Origin of the sequence: Paenibacillus sp. FSL R7-0333 (genome assembly GCF_038000365.1) — a bacterium.
Lineage (GTDB): Bacteria > Bacillota > Bacilli > Paenibacillales > Paenibacillaceae > Paenibacillus_AQ > Paenibacillus_AQ silagei.
Genome location: NZ_JBBOBZ010000001.1, coordinates 2,917,275 through 2,938,081, shown reverse-complemented (window position 1 = coordinate 2,938,081; position 20,807 = coordinate 2,917,275). Strand labels below are relative to the sequence as shown.

General features: G+C 54.3%; 20 protein-coding genes. 4 read left to right on the top strand and 16 right to left on the bottom strand.

Annotation, left to right across the window (positions count from 1 at the left end; all coding sequences use genetic code 11):
* Positions 1-66: 66 nt before the first annotated feature.
* From MKY86_RS12050 to MKY86_RS12005, 10 genes are all read right to left on the bottom strand, one after another.
* The gene (locus MKY86_RS12050) at positions 67-966 is read right to left on the bottom strand and encodes a selenium metabolism-associated LysR family transcriptional regulator (RefSeq protein ID WP_076074362.1); all 900 of its coding nucleotides are present in this window, start codon (positions 964-966) and stop codon (positions 67-69) included.
* 85 nt (positions 967-1,051) lie between these two features.
* Positions 1,052-1,489: a hypothetical protein gene (locus MKY86_RS12045; protein ID WP_076074360.1), complete on the bottom strand. Its 438-nt coding sequence runs from the start codon at positions 1,487-1,489 to the stop codon at positions 1,052-1,054.
* A gap of 118 nt (positions 1,490-1,607) precedes the next feature.
* A complete protein-coding gene (locus tag MKY86_RS12040; RefSeq protein WP_083684352.1) occupies positions 1,608-2,576 on the bottom strand; it encodes a diguanylate cyclase in 969 nt (322 codons plus the stop codon).
* Positions 2,577-2,814: 238 nt separating this feature from the next.
* Positions 2,815-4,065, bottom strand: coding sequence for an MFS transporter (locus tag MKY86_RS12035; protein ID WP_076074357.1), 1,251 nt, complete (start codon positions 4,063-4,065; stop codon positions 2,815-2,817).
* A gap of 159 nt (positions 4,066-4,224) precedes the next feature.
* The gene (locus tag MKY86_RS12030; protein ID WP_076074354.1) at positions 4,225-4,710 is read right to left on the bottom strand and encodes a MarR family transcriptional regulator; all 486 of its coding nucleotides are present in this window, start codon (positions 4,708-4,710) and stop codon (positions 4,225-4,227) included.
* 64 nt (positions 4,711-4,774) lie between these two features.
* Complete coding sequence (locus MKY86_RS12025) at positions 4,775-5,038, bottom strand: YlbG family protein (RefSeq protein ID WP_036694997.1); 264 nt, start codon at positions 5,036-5,038, stop codon at positions 4,775-4,777.
* Positions 5,039-5,080: 42 nt separating this feature from the next.
* Complete coding sequence (locus tag MKY86_RS12020; RefSeq protein WP_036729443.1) at positions 5,081-5,518, bottom strand: YlbF family regulator; 438 nt, start codon at positions 5,516-5,518, stop codon at positions 5,081-5,083.
* 46 nt (positions 5,519-5,564) lie between these two features.
* Positions 5,565-7,691 carry a helicase-associated domain-containing protein gene (locus MKY86_RS12015; RefSeq protein WP_076074352.1) on the bottom strand — a complete coding sequence of 709 codons (2,127 nt, stop codon included), beginning with the start codon at positions 7,689-7,691 and terminating at the stop codon, positions 5,565-5,567.
* A complete protein-coding gene (locus MKY86_RS12010; protein WP_076074349.1) occupies positions 7,691-9,403 on the bottom strand; it encodes a DNA repair helicase XPB in 1,713 nt (570 codons plus the stop codon). The genes MKY86_RS12015 and MKY86_RS12010 overlap by 1 nt, the downstream gene beginning before the upstream one ends.
* A gap of 185 nt (positions 9,404-9,588) precedes the next feature.
* Positions 9,589-10,770: an amidohydrolase gene (locus tag MKY86_RS12005; protein WP_076074347.1), complete on the bottom strand. Its 1,182-nt coding sequence runs from the start codon at positions 10,768-10,770 to the stop codon at positions 9,589-9,591.
* A 240-nt stretch (positions 10,771-11,010) separates the two neighbouring features.
* Here MKY86_RS12005 and MKY86_RS12000 point away from each other — a divergent pair, with 240 nt between their 5' ends.
* Both MKY86_RS12000 and ftsW read left to right on the top strand, forming a co-directional pair.
* Complete coding sequence (locus MKY86_RS12000; protein ID WP_076074345.1) at positions 11,011-11,358, top strand: YugN family protein; 348 nt, start codon at positions 11,011-11,013, stop codon at positions 11,356-11,358.
* A complete protein-coding gene (ftsW, locus tag MKY86_RS11995) occupies positions 11,355-12,623 on the top strand; it encodes a putative lipid II flippase FtsW (protein WP_076074343.1) in 1,269 nt (422 codons plus the stop codon). The genes MKY86_RS12000 and ftsW overlap by 4 nt, the downstream gene beginning before the upstream one ends.
* Before the next feature lie 101 nt (positions 12,624-12,724).
* On the opposite strand, the gene MKY86_RS11990 is transcribed toward ftsW, so the two are convergent.
* Positions 12,725-13,090, bottom strand: a complete 366-nt coding sequence (locus tag MKY86_RS11990; protein ID WP_036695005.1) for an Asp23/Gls24 family envelope stress response protein — start codon at positions 13,088-13,090, stop codon at positions 12,725-12,727.
* A 154-nt stretch (positions 13,091-13,244) separates the two neighbouring features.
* On the opposite strand from MKY86_RS11990, the gene cax reads away from it, so the two are divergent.
* Complete coding sequence (gene cax / locus MKY86_RS11985) at positions 13,245-14,315, top strand: calcium/proton exchanger (protein ID WP_076074340.1); 1,071 nt, start codon at positions 13,245-13,247, stop codon at positions 14,313-14,315.
* A gap of 144 nt (positions 14,316-14,459) precedes the next feature.
* On the opposite strand, the gene MKY86_RS11980 is transcribed toward cax, so the two are convergent.
* From MKY86_RS11980 to MKY86_RS11960, 5 genes are all read right to left on the bottom strand, one after another.
* Positions 14,460-14,762, bottom strand: coding sequence for a YlaN family protein (locus tag MKY86_RS11980; protein WP_036695007.1), 303 nt, complete (start codon positions 14,760-14,762; stop codon positions 14,460-14,462).
* 181 nt (positions 14,763-14,943) lie between these two features.
* Entirely contained in the window at positions 14,944-15,186 is a 243-nt protein-coding gene (locus MKY86_RS11975) for an HPr family phosphocarrier protein (protein WP_036695008.1), read from the bottom strand.
* Positions 15,187-15,325: 139 nt separating this feature from the next.
* Complete coding sequence (locus tag MKY86_RS11970) at positions 15,326-16,441, bottom strand: aminopeptidase (protein ID WP_076074338.1); 1,116 nt, start codon at positions 16,439-16,441, stop codon at positions 15,326-15,328.
* A 97-nt stretch (positions 16,442-16,538) separates the two neighbouring features.
* A complete protein-coding gene (locus tag MKY86_RS11965) occupies positions 16,539-17,402 on the bottom strand; it encodes a hypothetical protein (RefSeq protein WP_143803510.1) in 864 nt (287 codons plus the stop codon).
* Positions 17,403-17,535: 133 nt separating this feature from the next.
* Positions 17,536-19,542 carry a sensor domain-containing diguanylate cyclase gene (locus MKY86_RS11960; RefSeq protein WP_076074333.1) on the bottom strand — a complete coding sequence of 669 codons (2,007 nt, stop codon included), beginning with the start codon at positions 19,540-19,542 and terminating at the stop codon, positions 17,536-17,538.
* 474 nt (positions 19,543-20,016) lie between these two features.
* On the opposite strand from MKY86_RS11960, the gene rpsD reads away from it, so the two are divergent.
* The gene (rpsD, locus tag MKY86_RS11955) at positions 20,017-20,616 is read left to right on the top strand and encodes a 30S ribosomal protein S4 (RefSeq protein ID WP_036729464.1); all 600 of its coding nucleotides are present in this window, start codon (positions 20,017-20,019) and stop codon (positions 20,614-20,616) included.
* Positions 20,617-20,807 lie beyond the last annotated feature (191 nt).

The following is a 20,807-nucleotide window of genomic DNA, read 5'->3' as shown; positions in this document are numbered from 1 at the left end:
CCTCCATTCTTTCAAGTAAGTTTACATACTTTCATGCAGCTACACGCAGCTAGCTATGCATATCCGTTACTGTCCGCCGGCATGCTGGCGCAGGAAGCTTAGGAAGGTTACCGCCGAGATCGGCAGCAAGGTCGATTTCAGATGAATGGCGTAGAATTGCCGTTTGAAGGAGGCATCCGTCAGATTGACAATCTTCAGCAGGCCGAGCGCTACTTCATGCTTGACCGACGAGGTCGAGATAATCGTAATCCCCAGCCCCGCCTCTACCGCCGACTTCACCGCTCCGGTACTGCCCAGCTCCATCACAATCTGCATCGCCGCAGGGGCAAGCCCGTTAGCCTCAAGCTGCTCCTCCATCACCCGCCGTGTACCCGAACCGCGCTCACGCAGCACGAACGGATAGGCGAGCGCCTGCGCCAATGTCACTTCTGCCTGAGCGGCCAGCGGATGCTCATGGGGCACGATCAGCTTCAGCTCATCGCCCATTACCGGCTCAATCACCATGTCCGGGTGGGAGACCGGCGCTTCAATAAGCCCGAAATTCAGCTGATGCTTATGAATCTCATCCATAATCTGTGAAGTGTTCATCACCTTCATCATAATCGAGATATGCGGATATTCCTTGCCGAAAGGCCCCAGCAGGCGGGGAAGCACATATTCACCTATGGTCAGGCTGGCTCCGAGCATCAGGCGGCCCTCCAGCATGTGGGTGAAGGCCGACATTGCCTGGTCCGTCTCTCGCATCAGCTGCATGCTGCGCACCGCGAACGGCATCAGCGTCAGGCCGGCCTCGGTAAGTATGATTTTTTTGGTGGAACGGTCGAACAGCTTGGTTCCGAAATAATCCTCAAGCGCCTGAATCTGCATCGTCACCGCAGGCTGGGTCATATGCAGAGTCTGCGCCGCCGCCGAGAAGCTGCCCCGTTCGGACACGGTATAGAAAATATGAAGCTGATGAAAATTCATACGTTACTGACTCCTTCGCTAATTTCAGTCTTCAAGCAAAAAGGCACGCAGCCCTAAGCCGCATGCCTCCCTCGTTTCAAGTATCCTACTTGCGCCTGCGGCGTTTCTTGGACAGCTTCATGCGCCGGGAATGTCGCAGCCAGGAATAGTATCGCTTGAGATCCCGGAGCTGCGGAGTCACCGATATTTTGCCCAGAAAAGATACGATTACCATGACATACAGCGGCTCTCCGGAGAGGGCCGTGACGCCCTCAAGCTGCCTGAAATCAACCACGATCACCGTATCATTATCGATCAGATAGGCATTATAATCACTGTTCGAGTAAGGCCTCAGCCGGTTCTGCTTCAGGGCCTGCCAGATCCAGGCGGTCACCTCCACATTTCCGCTGTCCTCAGCAGCTACCCGGTCCGCATAACGGCTCTTGGCATGCCGGGTCAGCACGATGTCGGCAATCCCGTAGTTATTCAGCATGATATGGAAGGGTTCGTGCACCCCCCACCAGTCCATCCCCTTGCCCTGCATAGTCATCACACTCCACGTAAAAAGGGTCTTGGCATGCTCTTATTGTTGTCAATCTTACCGCATTGACGACCGTTGTTCAAGCATACCGCCATCCCCGGGAGAGTTACATGGCGAAACCTCAGCTGCCCGTCCGGTGCATACTGATATCGCTGTCATCGACATAGCTGCTGCCTCTGATCATTTTGCAGCTTTTTTTGAAGCGGGCCGCCTCTACAGACAGCTCCTCAATGGAAGCAAACCGGCGGCTGCGGTTCGTAACCACGGCAATCGAGATCGAGACCAGCGGGATCTCCTCCAGTTGTCCCGAACGGCTCTCGGTCAGCACGTATTTCTGGGCCAGATGTCCGGCATGATAGAAATCCTTAACCGCCGTATCGAACGCCGCGATGATGCTTCTGCAGCATTCCTCGTAGTGATAATCGCTGATAAAAATAATAAAATCATCCCCGCCGATGTGCCCCAGGAATCCGTTCATCCGCAGCGCCTCATGCTTCAGCAGCTCCGCAGTGGCCTGAATCATACGGTCGCCTTCCTTGAAACCGTAGGTGTCGTTGTACGCCTTGAAATGGTCAAGATCGATGTAGAGTACACTGAATTCATCCTGCAGCAGCGTCTTCACCATCCACTCAGTAATGCTGATATTCCCCGGGAGCCCTGTTAACGGATTCAGGAAGCTGGCGGCCACCGCCTGAATCTCCGCGAAGTTAAGCAGCAGATCCCGTACGCTAACCGCTCCGAACAGGGCCTTCTCATGAGTCACGATCACATAGTCGTACAGATTCTCTTCCTGCCTCGACATCGCCTGCCTGCTTACCTCAATAATCGGCGTGTTATAGTCTACCACCAGCGGATTTTTGTCCATCACCAGTTCCACAGGTCTGCCCATATAGAGCGTATACCCGTACAGCGTACCTATTTTCTGATAAAAGCTGATCCTCATAATTAATCCGGCAGTCCGCCCGTTTTCCGTTACGGCTACGCCTTGGAGCTGGGGATTGCTTTTGAAAATCTGGTCCACAAACCCGCATTTGTGATGAATCGAAATGTCCGGGATTTGTTCAGCGATTTCACCGATCTGCAGAAACATGCTTACACCCTCCCTTGACTGGATACTGGAGCACCGGAGACGGAAGCGCTCCACGCTGAGGCCGATGAGCCGGTCTTCCGAGCGCATAGCCAAGGGTCCCTGTCTTATTCATCTAATCCCCCGTATACTTGTCTTCGTGAATTCAATAACTTCTCTTCAGCATAGATTGGAATTATTAAGCAGGGATAAACTTCGGGACGGGGCAAGACCCTCTGCGCATTTTTTTCACATTAACGACTTATTTCGACAACTCTCCTGCCCGGTTAATCGTTCGCAGCACAGGGATCGCCGCTCCAATGAGGATCACCCCCATGAATGCCGGTGCAGCCGCTCCAAGCGACACATAGAGCTGTCCGCCAATCAGCGGTCCGATCATTCTTGCCAGCGCCTGAATCGATTGGCTGCCCCCTTGAACCCGTCCCTGCTCGCCCGCTGCGGCAGATTTGGACAGCATTCCGTTGAACGAAGGCCCGAAGACTGAATCTCCGAAGCCGAAGATAAACATCCCTGCGATAAAAAGAGGATAAAAGGCGAACAAGGCCGACAACGCAAACAGGACGTAGCCAACAATTTCCGAGCCCATTCCGAGGAGGGCGATTTGCCTGTCAGTGTATCTTTTCAGGAGCTTCGGCATAATGAATCCTTGGGACAGGATATCCTGCAAGCCCATGATGGAGAACATCAATCCGATGATCACCGGCTTCCAGCTGAAATTATCCAATGTGAACTGTGAAAAAATAGCCTGGAATGATCCATTCGGTATCCACAGCAGGAAGGCGGAGACAAACAGTCTATTGAGGTTCTTCATGGACAGGAGGTTCGCAAGCTGCGAGAAGGGGTTCAGCCTGACTAAGGGAATAGCCTTCAGTCTTTTACTTTTACCCAGACTCTCCGGCATGAACAGGAAGCCATAACCCGCATTCAGTAAGGTTACCGCTGCGCCAGCATACATAGGCACCGAATACCCGAACTTGGCCAGCAGCCCGCCCATCGACGGACCAATAATAGTACCGGCCCCTACCACCGCGCTCACCCAGCCAAAGTACCTGGTCCGTTGCTCCGATGGAAGAATGTCTGCAAAATAAGCGAAGATTGTACCGATGCTCCCGCCTGTGATCCCTTCAATAATCCGCCCGGCGAACAGCACCCATAAAGCCCCTCCAAGGCCAAATATGAAGTAACCGGCAGCAGAACCCAGCAGGCATAGCAGAAGCAAAGGACGCCGTCCGTATTTATCACTCAGCGCACCCAGCACAGGCGCCGCACAAAACAGACAGGCCGCATACACTGAGGTCAGCAGGGTAATCATCACCGCTTGTTTTCCGGGATCGCTAATGTAAGGCTGGACGAGGAATGGAACCACAGGAGCTATAATACTGAAGCCTATGCCGCATAAAAATACAGAGATTAGACCGAATATAAGCGCATGCTTATCTACTGTTGGTTCAGAGGGTTGATCTTGATTGTGAGCGGGTCTGGATGTGGACATGTATCTTCTCTCCTTGGAGTTTATGATTTGTTTCCTAAGAAACAATATCATCCTAGCACACTTTTGATTCCAAGGAAACATAATTTTAGCGTAAAAAAACACCCTGCCGGGTGAAAGTGACTCTGCCTGAAATATTCTGCATGAAGTATAGAGAGGAAATTAATCTTCTTCCGTGCTGTTCTCTAGCCCCAGCTCCTGCTTCTTAATCTCTTCATCCAAATGCCTGTTGTACTTCTCCATGAAGCTGAGCATACCGGCATACTGGCTATCGGTCACCTGCTCAAACACGGGTCTGTCCCGCTCCCGGAACTCACGGTGCAATTCGTCATGGATCTGATACACAGCCTTCCCTTGACCGGTAAGCCTGAAATAGATTTCCTTCTGATTGTCCGGCTTCTGGTAGCTCTCGATAAGCCCCTTGTGCAGGAGCTTCCGTGTAATCTTGCTGATCGCCCCTCTGGTCATGTACAAGGCCTCTGCAAGCCTGGTCACATTGACGTCCGCATGTCGTCCGATGTATTCAATACAGTGCACCTCCGAGGGTTTGTTGCCCTTAAGACTGATCTCCATCTTCGACTTGTTCAGCCAGCTCATCTTATTGAATAATTCCCGGAAAGCGGTTAAGACCTGTTCCTCTTGGTTCATTGCTGGTCCCCCTCTAAAAAAACAGACGCCAGCGGCGTCTGTCTAAATAACCTTTATCCCTGAACTACAGACCGTAGTACTTGGACTTGTCCGGTCCGTTGCTGGTATATTCCGTCTTCAGTTCATTGCGGTACGAACGCTCAATCTTGCGCACATAAGAAAGTCTGCGGACATTCTTCATGACTTCCTCGGCGCGCTCCGCATTGACGTACATTACCGCATAGTGCATTTTACGGGAAACGTAGTGCAATGTGCCGTACTTCTCCAGGTTGCGCGCCGCCTTGACGTCGCTAACCCATACAATATAACCTGTCCGTTCCGCAAACATAAGCTCATCCGCCTCTCTTTCTCTATCTCCTCACGGGTCAGCTTATCCGCAGGAGCATTTGCCGCCGCTGCCGCATCCGCCTTTGGGGGACGGATCATTGCTGGGAACCTTAATACTGTCCGAGACCGAGAATGCGATCGCCTCAGACATGGAATGAAGAATATCATCCAGCGTCTTCTCCGCATTCTTGAAGCGGACCACCGCTTCGAACTGCTCCAGCTCCCGCTCTACAGCCTCAACCTCATCCTTGGCCGAGTGATAGTTCGGGTGAAAATGACCAAACCGCTGTGTCTCGTCAAACAGCTCCTTCTTGCCTTGCAGCCGCTTGATCATGGCCTGGATTTGGGGATGGTTATCTACCTGTCCCTTCCAGTATAGGTAATCCGACACTTCTGCGGATTGATTAATCATATCGCCTAATTCATAGGCGTATGTCAGCACTTCAGCCATATCGACCGTATTTAATTCCGCTACGCTCATGAACTTCAACTCTTTTCTGCATTTAATGTTCTACCGCAGCGATAGACTACCTTATCATAACATATCCGCCCGCCTCAGCAGAAGAAGAATTTCTGTGCTTAAGCGGATGCAGCAGCTGAATTTCCTGCCAGTCCTCTGCTGCAAGCTCCGTCTCCTCTGCCGTCTCCGTTCCCGGGAGCAGCAGAATGCCCCGTACCTTCCATGGGCGTCCGCTGATCCGTTCAGGAATGAAATCCGCCGCCTTGCCCCCGTAGGAGAGCCGGACCTTAATTCCCCAGCTTAGGGCCTGCTCCATTACCTTTTGCGCTGTAGTGACATGATACTGCCTCCACTGATTGAACCACATCTGCGGCACGGCCTCCTCACCCGGCAGCTCCAGCATCGGGGGGCCGCCCCTGTCCAGCGGCAGGAGCTTCGGGGACGGTCCCGTTCCCAGCAGGCCCCGTTCCCCGGCTGCGGCAGGGAGCTCGTAGCGCAGCGCTGGCTCGTCCGGCCCAGACAGCCCGAACAGCCGCTGCTGGCCCGCAGCCCCGTTCAGGTCCCCTGCCCTCACGGACGGCGCCAGACCGGCGGCTGCTAGCTCCTTGCGCAGCTGCCCGGCAGCCTCCGCTCGGACGATGAAGTGGAGCGGGCCGATGCGGGTAACGATGTCCTGCAGCCGGGGATGGGCGGCGATTATCTCGCCCTCCTGCTCTCCGGCGCAGGACAGCAGAAGAACCTCCGCCAGTTCGGTCCGCCCGATCGCTCTGGCCCACTGCCGGAGCGCCAGTATGACCTGCTCCGGCAATCCTCCGGCGGCATGGGCGTTCAGCCAGGAGATCACTTCACCCGGGGCGAACCCTTGGTCCGCCGCGGCTTCCAGCCGCTCACGGGTCAGCCGGAAGCTCCAGAGATCCTCGTGATGCAGCAGCTCCGCACACCCGGCCAAGGTCCAGCGGACCGTATAAGGGACCTCCGGTGGTACCAGCACCTCGAAATCCGGCTGAACAATGAAGCCGGGGGACGGGGAAGCCGATGCTTGCGGCAGCGGGCTACATGCGGCTTCAGCTGCTACGGGTCTCTGCGGGCTGAGGACGGTATCTTGAGCTTCGGCGGCGCTGTCCAGGATTGCTTGGCTGTGTGAGGCTATGCTTGGACTGCTGCTGGCTGTTTCCCGGTTACTGTCTGCTTCTTCTGCACCCTCTTGACGCTGCGGGTTTATTCCTAGGCTATGTCTGGTCAGCTGCGGCTTCCTTGCCTTCCAGCGGAAGCACTCCGCCCCTTCTGCTGAAGACCCCAGCTCACACCAGCCGAAGGCGGCCAGAAGGCGAATCCAGGAAAGTGACGCCTGCTTAAGCTCTGAGTCTGAGTCTGAGTCTGTCCCTGCTGCCCCCGGCACAGACTGCTCTCCGGCAAGACCATTCTGTCTCATCCAGCTTAGAACAGGCTCTACCGCAAACCACTCGTCCGCCTTAAACTCTGCTGCCGAGAGCAAATGTCTGAAATGCTGCTCCTCAGGCAGCGGAGCGCCGTAACGGCTGATTCCCAAGGTGTAGAGCGTATCCGTCATCTCTTGTGCGGTAAGAGCCAGCCAGCGTTGCAGCATCGTTCTGTCTAATCCATACCCGCTGCTGCCGCGGGTAATCAGCCCCAGTGTGCTCAGCAAATCAATCATTAATGTAACCCGCAGCGGATAGCTCTGGTGACCGGCAGAGGACTCAAGCAGAGCCAGATACTCCCCCGGTATGGACAACCTTCCGGCTAACCGGCCAAGCTGCTTCTTATGTATCACTCCCTTAGAGGTCAGAGGCAGGCCTTCCTGGGCTATGAACAGCAGTCCCTGAAAGATCTCCCCTGCCAGTTCTGAACACGCTGCATGTTCAACCCGGACTGCCCCCTCCACCCGCACCTGCGGGCAGCCCGTCCAGAAGCTCCTCAGAATCAAGGGATACTGCTGCTGTGGAATCTGATACAGCCGCTCCCCCCACACCTTCTGACGCAGCTCCAGCATCCCGGTGTGAAGCAGTTCCTCCAAGGCTAGCAACTGCTCGGCTCTACACAGGAATTCAGGCCGCAGCCGCTCTACAGAATCCGCTGTACATGGCGAAGTCGCATGCTCTGCCGCTATCCGCAGCAGCACTTCACAAGCATCCGCAGACAGCCTGCTGATATCATCTGCCGGTTCCAGTTCCATCAGAGAACAGCTCCTTCCGCCGGGTCCAGCATCCGGACCCCGTATTCGTAGCCTTGCTCTGTCAGGAACATCCGGCGGCGCAGGGCGAAGTCCTGCTCCCGGCTGTCTCCCGTGACCAGCGTGTAGAAATACGCCCGGTTATCCCCCGGCTTCGGACGAAGGATGCGGCCCAGCCGCTGAGCCTCCTCCTGCCGGGAGCCGAAGGCGCCGGATACCTCAATTGCTACCGAGGCATCCGGCAGATTCACAGCAAAATTCGCAACCTTGGAGACAATCAGCACCGGCAGCTTGCCTTCATTGAACGCAGCGTAGAGCGCATTCCGCTCCTTCTGCGGAGTCTTGCCCGTGATCAGAGGGGCCGCAAGCGTAAGCGCCATCTGCTCCAGCTGGTCGAGGTACTGTCCGATCACCAGAATCGACGCTGCGGGATGCGCCGCAGCAATCTGCGCTGCGGCCTGCGCCTTAGCCTGATTACCTGCCGCCAGCCGGAACTGCTCCTTCGCACCGGCATACACATATTGCTGCCGCAGCTTCTGGTTCATCGGAACGATGACCTCGATGCAATCGACAGCTGCAATCCATCCCTGCCGCTCCAGCACCTTCCAGGGCAGGTCGTAGCATCTCGGGCCGATCAGGGAGAACACATCCCCCTCCCGCCCGTCCTCCCGGACCAGCGTTGCTGTCAGCCCCAGCCGCCGCGTAGCCTGAATATCTGCGGTCGCCCGGAAGACAGGTGCCGGAAGCAGATGGACCTCGTCATAGATAATCAGCCCCCAGTTTCGTTCATGGAACAGATTCATGTGGACAAATGCTCCTCCCTTGGAGCGCCTGTGGGTCAGCATCTGATAAGTTGTAACGGTTACCGGCCGCACCTCCCGGTGCTCTCCCGTGTATTCCCCGACCTCATCTGCGCTCAGCGTGGTCCGCAGCAGCAGTTCCCCGCGCCACTGTTCTACTGAAGTCGTGCTTGAAGTAAGGATCAGTGTCTCGCACTGCAGCTGCTCCAGCACCGCAAGGCCGACAACTGTTTTGCCTGCCCCGCAGGGCAGCACGACCACACCGCTGCCGCCATGTCCGCCGGTTCCCTGGAACTTTCGGACAGCCTCCCGTTGATAATCCCGGAGCCTGAATTCGGCGCTGCTCTCTTCACCCGTTCCCCTTAGAGTTTCCCGCCAGGCCATCTTCAGCATCTGCCCGTCCCGGTACCCGGCATAGTCAAGAACCGGATAACCCAGTCTGGCCAACTCCTGCTTCAGCAGACCCCGGTTCATCTTCGGACAATGGCTATGCAGCTCCCCGGTCCGGCGCAGGCCCAGCTCCTTCAGCTTCTGAGAGTCATCCAGTTCATCCAGCAGATTCGCCCGGTCAGCGGTTAACGTAACCAGCTGCGGATCACTCTCATCCGCGTGCAGATGCAAGCTTCCGTAACGGGACATCAGCAGTTCCATCTCCCCCTCGACCTCGGAAGGAATGCCCCACCTGGACAGCCTGCGCAGTCCTTCAATGACCTCTGCCGCTGTCTGTCCCCCTGCTGCGGCGTTCCATAGGGACAACGACGTGATCCGGTAAGTGTGGTAGGCTGGAGGACTTTTGACAAGCTCGGCGAATCCGCTTAGAACCGCCCGTGCCTCCTCAAATCCCGGATGTCCGCATTCCAGCAGAATTGTCCGGTCATTCCGTGTGATACATGGCCCCGCCCCTGCTCCGCTCATCCTATTCCCTCCTTGTGTGCTATAGTGGTTCACATTTGTCCCTACAACGAAAAAGCCCACCTCCGCCCTAACGGATATGAGCCACTCGTCATTCTATTAATGCAGCTGCTGCCGCTGTCAAGAATGAACCCTCCTGTCCACGTTACCATGGCATTTGAGAGTAGTTTTTCCTGGAGCGGTAACATTTATACGGATAAGGACTCATTGAGACAGGAATCGGCCATAGCGACCAGCAGCTTCACGCCATAGAGCATAGCATCCTCATCGAAATCAAATTTGCTGTGATGGTGCGGATAGACAGCATCCTTGGCCGCATTGCCCGCACCGACGAAGATGAAGCAGCCGGGAATCTCCTGAACATAATAGGAAAAGTCCTCCGCCGGCATAATCTTCTCCATCAGCATCACTTGGGCATCTGTACCCAGTGCCTCAGGGGCAACACGGGCGAAGCGTTCATACTCAGCAATGTCATTTACCAGCGGCGGGTACCCCATCAGATAGTCCACCTTCGCCTCCGTCCCATAGGCTGCGGCTATGGACGCCGCCAACTCTTCAATGCGGCGGCGGATCAGATGACGTGTCTCTTCATCAAAGGCCCGCACCGTCCCGGTAATCCGGCAGCGCTCGGCAATGATATTCTGGGCGGAACCGCCTTGCATCGTTCCCACGCTGACCACAGCAGGACGCAGCGGATCAACGTTGCGGCTGACAATCGTCTGCAGCCCGGTAACCAGTGCCGCACCCGCCACAATGCTGTCTGCTGTACGGTGGGGCATGCCGCCGTGTCCGCCCCGGCCGGTCAGATCAATGAAGAACTCATCGGCCGAAGCCATCAACGGCCCCGGCGCGCTGCCTACCGTCCCGAGCGGGAACGGCGTCCACAGATGCAGCCCGTAGACAGCATCCGCACCCGCAAGCACGCCTTCCGCAATCATGTCCACTGCACCGCCGGGACAGACCTCTTCCGCCGGCTGAAACAGAAAGCGGATCTCCCCCCTCAGCTCCTCCCGGCGGGAGCTGTAATACGCCGCCGCAGCCAGCAGCATGGCGGTATGCCCGTCATGCCCGCAGGCATGCATAACCCCTGGATGCTGGGAAGCATATTCCCGGCCGCTCTCCTCCGTAATACTCAGCGCGTCCATATCTGCACGCAGGACTACCGTTCTGCCAGTCTCCCGGCCCTTAAGTATGCCTGTCAATCCGTAGCCTGCTGCACTCCGCCGGACCTCAATCCCCAGCTCCGTGAGCCTTGCCCCGACATAAGCGGAGGTCTCCTTCTCCTGATAGGACAGCTCCGGATGACGGTGCAGATGGCGGCGCCATTTGATCATTTCCGGGAGCAGTTCCCCGATCTCTAACCTCTCCATAACTCTCCATTCCCTTCTCTGACAGCATCCTGCGGATAAGCCTGCGGGGCAAGCCCTTGAGCTCTGTCCGCTCCGCAGCCTGCCAACTTTCTTTTATTGTAGCAGAAACGCAAAAAAGTGGGTATTAATCAGCCTGTTCTACCTTGCACAACCCCGGGAAACAGACTATCATGAGGAAGAACAATAACAAATTTTAATTACAAATGAATCATTATACTTCATTAAGGGGAGTTGTGCGCTATGATATTTGAGAACACGGGCCTCGAAGGATTGAAGAGCGACCTTCTTTATCTCGACGAGAGTGCCTCCAAGGCAGGATTCATCAGATGGCAATGGGAATACTACCGCGCGACTTATGACTGCAAGATCGAAGACCGCAAGGACGGCGGCGAATACTTCCTGCGCATTAATACCCGTGCTGTGGAGGGGAAGCTGGAGAAGGCGGACGCAGTACTGGCGATTGAAGCTGTCTATCTGGGCAAGGCCACATTCCCCCACGGGCTGGAATATGAATCTCCGGTGCCTCAGCCGGTGCTTGAGGTAGCCCGGAAGCATATTAATGAATTGAAAGCGCTGCTGGAAGTTTGAGTGCCGCGAAGGGAAAGACGGCCGCCAAAGCCAACCCGTCCAAAAGAGGAACGCCCGATTTCCAGCTGCTTATTCTCACCCTGCTGTTCGTGGGCTTCGGCCTGCTGATGGTGTTCAGCTCCAGTTCCAGCTTAACCCTTGCCAGTGAGAAATACAGCAATAATGCATTTTTCTTCGTCAAAAAACAACTGATCTGGGCTGTGCTGGGCAGCTTCATCATGTTCGTGGTAATGAATATCCACTACAGTAAATTCAAGAAATGGTATGCCCCGATCTTCGTGATTACACTCGTACTGCTGCTGTTCGTAGCCACCACCGAGGGGATTAACGGCGCCAAGAGCTGGATGAGTATCGGAACCCTTGGGATTCAGCCTACCGAGCTGGCCAAGATCTCTATCATTCTCTACCTGGCTGCCCTGATCACCAAAAAAGGCGAGCGCCTGCGCGATTTGCGGACAGGGTATATCCCGGTCATGGTTATCGTCGGCATCGTAGCCGGACTGATTATGCTCCAGCCGGACTTCGGCTCCTGTATGATTCTTGTCGCAACCAGCGGACTGATCATCTATGCCGGCGGCGCCAGTATGAAGCACATTATGGGCTCGATAGGCCTACTGATTCTGGGCGTGGCTCTCGTCTGGGGAGCCAAGACCGCCATTGACTCCCTGTCGCCGCAGACCGAGAAGGCTGAGATTAAGCAGGATTACCGTCAGGGCCGTATTGAAGCCTTCCTTGATCCGGAGAAAGATGCCTCGGGCAACGGCTATCATATCATGCAATCCCTTATCGCCCTAGGCGAAGGCGGAACACAAGGCTCCGGGTTTGGTAAGAGCATCCAAAAGCTTCACTACCTTCCTTATCCTTACACTGACTTTATATTTTCCGTCATCGGTGAGGAGCTCGGCTTCGTGGGAACAGCCTTGTTCCTGCTGCTCTATCTGTATTTTATCTGGAGAGGGATTCTGATTTCACTGCGGTGTACCGATCCCTTCGGCACCCTGGTCGGCATCGGAATCATGGGGCTCATCGCCATTCAGGCCTTCATCAATATCGGCGGTGTGACCAATACCATTCCGCTTACAGGGGTTACACTGCCCTTTATCAGCTACGGCGGCTCCTCGCTGCTTGTCACCATGCTCTGCATGGGGATCATGCTCAGCATCTCACGGGAGACCAACCGTCCGGCCAAGGAGGAAGTGGTGAAGTCTGTGACTACGGTCAGACAGGTACGCAACAACAGAAGTGCTGGCACCCGCGCACGCTAAGAGGCTACCTACATACAAATGAGGGTTGAGCCAACAAGTAGAAAGGCAGTCCGGAATATATTCCGGACTGCCTTTTGCATGGATGCCTAATATAATTGTGCTTAAGAAATCTCGTCGTTCTTGAAGGCTACGCCTTCGACCTTAACGTTAACCTCTACGATGTGAAGCCCGGTCATACTCTCCACAGCCTCGCGGACATTCTGCTGAAGCATGCGGCACACTTCATGAATCGGCGTTTCGTACAGTACGATGATGCGTAAGTCTACTGCAGCTTCCAATTGGCCAACTTCGACAGTAACACCCTTTTGCACGTTCTTGCCGCTCAGGCGCTTTGCCCAGCCCTCTGACAAACCGCCAGACATGGCTGCAATTCCGGGAGTCTCAAGCGCGGCCAGGCCGGCAATTTTTGAGACAACGTCATTCGATATCCGTATATTACCCAATTCCAGTTGAAGCTGTTCTGCCATGCCATATCCCCCCTACTCTCATTATCAATTATTGTAATTCCAAAGCGGCCTAAAAAGCAAATGACTTTCTCTCACCCCCGTTTACAGTCAGGAACAATTTGGGTATATTGATTATGAATTCAACCTACATATAGAGACTGGAGAGTGCTAAACCTTGAAAAAATGGATCTCACCGGCGCTGCTGGTCATCAGCTTCATCCTCAGCGCCATAGGGCATTACGCGAACTGGGATCATACCCTTCAGTTCATATTGTCTGCCGTTTCGGTCATCTTCGTGGCCGGTTTCCTCGGCCGGGCCACCGAGAGTGTAGCCCACTACGCCGGACAGCGGCTTGGAGGGTTCCTGAATGCTACCTTCGGCAATGCGGCCGAGCTGATCATCGCCTTCTTCCTGGTCAAGGAAGGACTGTTTGACATGGTCAAAGCGAGTCTGACCGGCTCCATCATCGGCAACCTGCTGCTCGTCCTCGGACTCAGTATTTTTGCCGGGGGCATGAAGTTCAAGGTTCAGAACTTCAATGTCACACTCGCCGGTCTGAACGGCTCACTGATGATCGTTGCGGTTATCGCCCTGTTCGTCCCCGCCATGTTCTTCAACACGCATTCCATCACCGAGAAAGACACCAATGTGCTTAGCCTTGTCGTTGCCGGACTCCTGATTGCCGCCTACCTCGCCTGGCTGGTCTTCTCCATGATCACACACAAGAAATACCTGGCGGATGTTACGGACGATACTGCGGAAGAGCTGCCGAATGAGCATGCTCCTGTCTGGTCCCGGAACCGTTCAATCCTCTACCTGGTCCTTGCCACAGTCATGGTCGCCTTCGTCAGTGAGTGGCTGGTCGGCACGCTGGAGACTCTCACCGAACGCTTCGGCTTCAGTGAGCTGTTCGTCGGCGCATTCCTTGTAGCGATTATCGGTAACGCCGCAGAACACAGCGCTGCCATTATGCTCGCCATGAAGAACAAGATCGGCGCCGCAGTCGAGATCGCCGTAGGCAGCAGTCTGCAGATTGCCCTGTTCGTCGCCCCTGTGCTGATCTTCGCCAGTTACTTCATGGGCAACACCATGTCGATTGTCTTCACCACGATTGAGATTGTAGCGATTGCCGTATCGGTGTTCATCGCCAAATCGATTATTCAGGACGGCGCAACCAACTGGTACGAAGGTCTCCTGCTGCTGGCGGTCTATTTGATTCTCGGGGTATCGTTCTATCTGGTCTGAAACTCAAAACTTATAAATAATTGTAAAAAAACGCACATGATCGACCCCCGGGTCTTTCATGTGCGTTTTGTTGAAAATATAAGAATTAAACGGTACCGTCCTTTAACAAGGACGGCAAAGCCGTTTCCACTTGATGACCGGGACTTACATCTCCCGTTCCTCAGCCTTCTTGTTCAGTGCCTCGTATAGTACAGCCAAATTACGTTCCAGCTTGCTCAGCACCTGCTTGCCGGTAAGCTCCGGCACCAGCCCCGCTCTGACCGCAAAATCGACCTCTCTGGAGAAGCCGTACATCTGGGTATCCAGCACTTCCTCATAGAGAGGGCAGTAACGGGTTGCCAAATTCTCCATCTGTACTTCAATGAGCTTCTGAATTTTATCGGCATCTTCTTGAAGAAGATTGATTGCTTTGATATTGAGCTGTTCCTGCAAATCCGATGAAGTCATGCATTTTCCCCCCCATGTCCAAAAGTTACAGCAGCGATTGCTTATTATTCTTAATATTAGTCGAAATTAGGACCTAATACAAGATTTCAGTTTGGGTTATTCCTGAAGTTCCTGCAAAATCACCTGGTTCCACAGCAAAGACGCCCAGCCGCAAGGCCGGACGTCTGAGAAGAAACTGGAATTACTCTGCTACTACTGTAAAATTCAAATTGTGTTTGGCGAAAACTTCACTCATGGCTTTCTTGGCTTCCTCGGCATCTGTGCCATGTACATGCAGCTCATAGCTTTGGCTGGATACCAGGGTGGTGAACAAGCCCAGGATGCTCTTCACATCAATGTACTTGTTGTCCGCTTGAAGAACGATAGATGAATTAAATTGGCTTGCTGTCTGTGCAATATCCACGATTGCCGCATTGTTGGACATAGGAATCCCTCCGCAACTTGATTATATACTTATGTTCACTTGTTACCAATTCCATGATACATTGAATCCGCTTACTCACGCAAGGTGTTTCTTGGAAACCGGCCTTTACGTTCGTTTGGAATCCCGCTTTTGTACCATTTTATTTCAGGTTCTCCGGATTCAGACCTTCCAGCTCCGGCACCACAAAAATTCCGTCCTTACGGATCAGCACATCGTCGAAGTAAATTTCGCCGCCGCCGTAATCAGGACGCTGAATCAGCACGAGGTCCCAGTGAATGGACGAACGGTTGCCGTTGTCCGTCACATCATATGCCTGGCCCGGTGTGAAGTGCAGACTGCCGGCAATTTTCTCATCGAACAGAATATCCTTCATCGGATGTAGAATATAAGGGTTGAAGCCGATTGCGAACTCACCGATATGACGCGCCCCGTCGTCGGAATCCAGAATTTCATTCAACCGCGCGGTATCATTGCTGGAAGCCTCTACGATCCGGCCGTTCTCGAACGTGAACTTCACATTCTCGAAGGTCACCCCGTTATAGATCGATGCGGCATTATAGCTGATCGTTCCATTCACGGAATCCCGGACAGGAGCGCTGTACACTTCTCCGTCCGGGATATTTTTCTGGCCGGAGCATTTCTCCGCCCCGATTCCCTTGATGGAGAATGTAAGGTCTGTTCCGGGACCGGATATACGCACCTTGTCGGTTCTGCGCATAAGCTCAGCCAGTGAATCCTGGGCCTTATCCATTTTGGCATAATCCAGGTTGCAGACTGCGAAGTAAAAGTCCTCGAAGGCCTCAGTGCTCGTGTTGGCGAGCTGAGCCATACTGGCGTTAGGATAACGCAGCACCACCCATTTGGTGTGCTTGACGCGCTGCTCGCTATGTACCGGGTGGGAATACAGGGAGTTGTAGAGCTTCATGTTCTCTTCCGGCACATCGGACAGATCATTGACATTCTCACCTGCACGGATGCCGATATAGCAGTCCATCTGCTTCATCCGGTTCAGGTCGATCTCCGCCCAGGTCTTGATGCCTTCAGGTGTTGCATATTTGAGCATACTGCGCAGAACAGTGCGGTCGGTCAGTTGCACAAATGCACGGCCTCCGGCCTTCCCCACTTCCTCCACAACGGCTTTGATCAAATCTCGTTCACTGCCGATCATTTCGACGAGCACATTCTCGCCGGGCTGTACGTTTACGGAGTAACCTACAAGGTTCGCCGCAAGCTTTTGAATCCGGGGATCATTCATCTGTCTCTCTCTTCCTTCCTCTTGCTGAAAATAAACATACCGTTATATTGTAGCACGCCTGTCATAGAGCGCAAGCCATCTGCGGGAAGGGAACCGCTCACTGATAACCATAGAAATCCACCTGCGTAATGTAGGCTTCTTCCGTGGTCGCACCGCCCTTGCCGGGGTAGGTTAGGGTGCGGTTCGAGGTCAGCCGGGTGGGCAGATTCCGCTTCGGGTCAACCTTAAGATAATATACCGTGCGGATATCCGCCTGGTTCAGCCTCTGCTGCAGCTCTGTCTGCTTCTGTTCCCACAGTGCGGTCTTAGCCGCAAGTGCCTTAGCCTGAGTGTCAGCAGGCGCAGCAGCGCTTATTCTGGCAGCCGGCTTGATTGCCTGCATCTTCTGCGCAAGCTCTGCCGAGAGCTGTCTGCGCGCCTCCTCTGCCGTTAATTCAATCCGCAGGACCCGTGTCCCTCTGGCGCTGCCCGCTTCCTCCGTCACCTTCTTGCCCATCTTCTCCAGCTCCTCCAGCTGACGCAGCGGATTCAGCGCCTCCAGGGGATTACTGCCGCCCAAGGCCGGAGAGGCCTGCTTCATCGTCCATTTCCCGTCCTCCTTCACCATCCGGGTATAGTAGACGGGCGCATCTCCGGAGCCCTGCTCCAGAGAATGCGGACCGGACTCCGCCGCAGAAGCGGGATGTCCGCCGTCCGGCAGGAGCGAATAGAGGCTGACCCGGTTATGATCTGCTACCTTTCCCCCATAGTAGAGCGAGGATTCCGGGATCGTTTTCCCGTCGATCAGCAGGGCAGCCGCCCCTTCAAAGGACACCCCGTCAGTGCCATCCATCCCCGCCATTACCAGATTCAAATCCTCCGCAGCCGGTTTGTCCTTCACACCCGCGCACCCGCTGAATGCAAGGCTGGAGAGCATCAGCAGGGCAAGAATTCCTGTGCGGACGCATCGTAAGTTCATCATGGCCATCAAGCCCTTTCCGCAAGAAAGTAGAGTGTACCTGTATTCTACCTAGGGTCTCCCTGAATGCAGGGCTTATACGCCGGATGACGCCCCTTCACAAAGCAGGGCTTTTGCACAAAAAAATCCTTAAGGCCTAAGCCCAAGGATTCTTCGAATTATTCTCTACGGTTTTGTTATCGATCACTACCTGGTTGCGCCCGTTGTTCTTGGCTTCGTAGAGCGCCATATCCGCCCGGTAAAAGAGAGATTCGACACTGACCCGGTCATCGGTCCAGCTCCACTCGGCGACTCCGCAGGACACGGTCACACGCGGCTCTGTCTCTCCCATCACACGCTTGCGGATACGCTCCCCTACGAATACGGCCTGCTGTACCCCAAGCTGAGGCAGATAGACTGCAAGCTCTTCCCCGCCCCATCTGGCGGCGACATCCCCCTGGCGGATCGAGGTCTTCACGATGTCGCTGACCTGCTTCAGGATTTTGTCCCCCTTCTGATGTCCATAGGTGTCGTTCACCATCTTGAACTGGTCAATGTCCACCACGATCAGGGTTCCGCAAAAATCACTCGACTGCCGCTGCTTAATCTCTTCATCCAGATAGTGGCGGGCAAAAAGTCCGGTCAGCGTATCCCGGTTCGCCAGGCGGTGCACCTCGGCATGAAGCCTCGCATTTCCGACAGCCAGCCCGATATGGCCGGCCATCGCCTGCAGCAGCCGGTAGCTGTCATAGGTGAAGAAGTGGGCCTGCTTATGGGCCAGCATAATGGCTCCACGCACCTCTCCCCCCACATTCAGCGGAGTAGCGATCAGCGACTGTGAGCCGGTAGCATCCATCAGCGTCGAGGTCTGCCCCGCAGCATACTTGTAATCGGACAGCAGCAGCGGCTCTCCCGTAGCGTAAACCTTACCGCCGAGTCCCTGACTGCCATCCAATATTTCACCCAGCAGCGGCAGATAATTGCAGGCGATTACCTCAAGCCCGCCGCGCTCTTCATTCCTATGGAGGATACAGCAATAATCCGCCTCGAACATTGCCAGCAGCTCTTCAAAAGCAAACTGAAAAATATCGCCGAGCCTGAGGCTCTGATTCAGCCGCTGGGTAAGCTCATTGCTCATGCGCAGCTCCCTGATCAGCTGGTTGGAGCGTTCATACAGCTTCGCATTCTCAAAGGCTGTACCGGCGGTATCCGCGACCATGGTCAGGAAGCTAAGATCCAGCTCATGGAAGGACGCCTTGTCCATAATCATATGAAACACACCATATACCCCCTGCTTGCCGCCGAGCGGAAGCGCTACCTCAACAGTCCCGTTCTCATCACGCCCGGCATGAAGCGTGACCCGCCCATCCTTGAAGGCCCGGTCACAGACATCATTGCCTGCCCATGTCAGCGGAAGCGGCTTGACCTGAGGATGTGTGCTGCGGTGGTCCTGGGACATGAACAAATCAAGCCGCACCCCCGGATACATCGCAGCGATACTGTCAATGACCTCCGTCAGCACGGCATCTACATCAATGTTGTCATGCATACGCTGGACAATCTGAAAAAGCAGCGAACGGCGGCTGCCCTCACGCTCGGCATGCAGGTGAATTCCCGCAAGATCCGAGACAAACACATGCTCAAACCGGTGATAAAAGCAGGTCTGGAAATGCATCGACATGGCCTCAGCCGTATGCTTCCCGCCCGACTCGTACTGCTCAGCAGGCATCCTGCAGCCAAGCACGGCAAAGATTTCCCGGTGCCCGCGCGTAAATACCGGCAAAGCCAGAAGGGTATAGGCTTGTCCTTCCTCCAGAACCTCGGCGGCATACATCCCGCCTGTCTGCAGGCAGATTCCCGCCGCTTCTTCCCACTCTGCTCTCCAGCGCCCCTGCCGGAATTCAGAGCCGGGTTCAATCCAATCACCTTCATAATTCAGCACACACCAGCTCCAGGCCTTCGCGAAGGAGGGGACTCCCTGTCCTTGCCATTCCCTGAAGCTCTCGGCAATCAAGCTGGCGGCGTAGGGGAAATCGTGAGACACGATATCCGTCTCCTTCAGCCAGGCGGCGGGATCTACATCTTCTCCGCCGGATTGCCTCATGTCCTGTAACAGCATACGGCTGTCCCGATCCTTATGGCCGTATGCCTCCTGCTCTGACATAAAGAGGACCTCCTTTGCATCTTCAATCAGGCCAGACCGGAGTACGCCCCCTGATTCTATAGTAGAGACATTACCAATCCAGCGTAAATATAGTCAGGATATTTGAAATCACAGTTTTCCGATAACATCCAATTAGTTATATTTTACTCCCTTTCTTGAGGTATTGCATTATATTTTCCGCAAAACCGGGATTTTTTTTAGGACCAAAGAACTAACGACAAACATAGACAAAAACTCTTTTAAGTTGCGCTTGACTTTGACTGTCATTTTCATATAATATTTATTGTTGAACAAGACTGTAACAAGTCTTATTGGGCGTAACGTTGTGTCACCCTCTACGCATTTCGTTACTGCCAGGGCAGCGGCTGAACTTCCCTCGGCAGTGTGAAACCATTTAACGCTTTCACGGATACGAATTGCGGCGCAAATAGGCCCTACAATAAATTTTTTTCATTAAAAGGAGTCTACTATAATATGGCACGTTACACCGGACCTAAATTCAAACTCAGCCGTCGTCTGGGCATTTCCCTTAGCGGTACAGGCAAAGACCTGAAACGCCCTTTCCCACCAGGACAGCACGGCGCTAACCAACGCAGAAAAGTAAGTAACTACGGAATGCAGCTTTTGGAAAAACAAAAACTGCGTCACATGTACGGCTTGGGCGAAAAGCAGTTTAAAACTCTTTTCACTAAGGCACAAAAGCTCCAGGGTATTGCGGGCGAAAACTTCATGTTCCTGCTTGAAAGCCGCTTGGACAACCTGGTTTACCGTCTCGGATTCGCTAACTCCCGTGCAGGCGCACGTCAGTTGGTATCCCACGGCCACGTAACCGTTAACGGCAAAAAAGTCGACATCGCTTCTTACCGTGTAAGCATTGGCGACGTTATCGGACTCCGCGAAAGAAGCCGCGCTATGACTTCGATCAAAGAAGCTCTCGAGAACCGTAACCACCTTCCGGCTTACCTGGAATATGCTGACGGATCGTTCGAAGGCAAATATATCCGTTTGCCAGAACGTGCTGAGCTGTCCCAGGATATCGATGAGAAGCAAATCGTCGAATTCTACAACCGTTAAGATTCGCTTACAGCGGAATCTGATCAAAGCTCCCGGATTTCTATCCGGGAGCTTTTTTTATGATAAGAATGTATATGTTTTTGGGCTCCCGCAAAGTTTTTGGGTCATCATAGAAGCTGAAGTCCCCACTTTGTGGGGTTATTTTAAAAATCCTCTCCGGCAGAAGCGCATTCAAAATCGCCAAATTGTGC

Excerpts from the sequence above, each read along its gene's own strand:
- MKY86_RS12050 (WP_076074362.1), bottom strand. The coding sequence starts at position 966 with ATGAATTTTCATCAGCTTCATATTTTCTATACCGTGTCCGAACGGGGC.
- MKY86_RS12045 (WP_076074360.1), bottom strand. The coding sequence starts at position 1,489 with ATGCAGGGCAAGGGGATGGACTGGTGGGGGGTGCACGAACCCTTCCAT.
- MKY86_RS12040 (WP_083684352.1), bottom strand. The coding sequence starts at position 2,576 with ATGTTTCTGCAGATCGGTGAAATCGCTGAACAAATCCCGGACATTTCG.
- MKY86_RS12035 (WP_076074357.1), bottom strand. The coding sequence starts at position 4,065 with ATGTCCACATCCAGACCCGCTCACAATCAAGATCAACCCTCTGAACCA.
- MKY86_RS12030 (WP_076074354.1), bottom strand. The coding sequence starts at position 4,710 with ATGAACCAAGAGGAACAGGTCTTAACCGCTTTCCGGGAATTATTCAAT.
- MKY86_RS12025 (WP_036694997.1), bottom strand. The coding sequence starts at position 5,038 with ATGTTTGCGGAACGGACAGGTTATATTGTATGGGTTAGCGACGTCAAG.
- MKY86_RS12020 (WP_036729443.1), bottom strand. The coding sequence starts at position 5,518 with ATGAGCGTAGCGGAATTAAATACGGTCGATATGGCTGAAGTGCTGACA.
- MKY86_RS12015 (WP_076074352.1), bottom strand. The coding sequence starts at position 7,691 with ATGGAACTGGAACCGGCAGATGATATCAGCAGGCTGTCTGCGGATGCT.
- MKY86_RS12010 (WP_076074349.1), bottom strand. The coding sequence starts at position 9,403 with ATGAGCGGAGCAGGGGCGGGGCCATGTATCACACGGAATGACCGGACA.
- MKY86_RS12005 (WP_076074347.1), bottom strand. The coding sequence starts at position 10,770 with ATGGAGAGGTTAGAGATCGGGGAACTGCTCCCGGAAATGATCAAATGG.
- MKY86_RS12000 (WP_076074345.1), top strand. The coding sequence starts at position 11,011 with ATGATATTTGAGAACACGGGCCTCGAAGGATTGAAGAGCGACCTTCTT.
- MKY86_RS11990 (WP_036695005.1), bottom strand. The coding sequence starts at position 13,090 with ATGGCAGAACAGCTTCAACTGGAATTGGGTAATATACGGATATCGAAT.
- MKY86_RS11980 (WP_036695007.1), bottom strand. The coding sequence starts at position 14,762 with ATGACTTCATCGGATTTGCAGGAACAGCTCAATATCAAAGCAATCAAT.
- MKY86_RS11975 (WP_036695008.1), bottom strand. The coding sequence starts at position 15,186 with ATGTCCAACAATGCGGCAATCGTGGATATTGCACAGACAGCAAGCCAA.
- MKY86_RS11970 (WP_076074338.1), bottom strand. The coding sequence starts at position 16,441 with ATGAATGATCCCCGGATTCAAAAGCTTGCGGCGAACCTTGTAGGTTAC.
- MKY86_RS11965 (WP_143803510.1), bottom strand. The coding sequence starts at position 17,402 with ATGATGAACTTACGATGCGTCCGCACAGGAATTCTTGCCCTGCTGATG.
- MKY86_RS11960 (WP_076074333.1), bottom strand. The coding sequence starts at position 19,542 with ATGTCAGAGCAGGAGGCATACGGCCATAAGGATCGGGACAGCCGTATG.
- rpsD (WP_036729464.1), top strand. The coding sequence starts at position 20,017 with ATGGCACGTTACACCGGACCTAAATTCAAACTCAGCCGTCGTCTGGGC.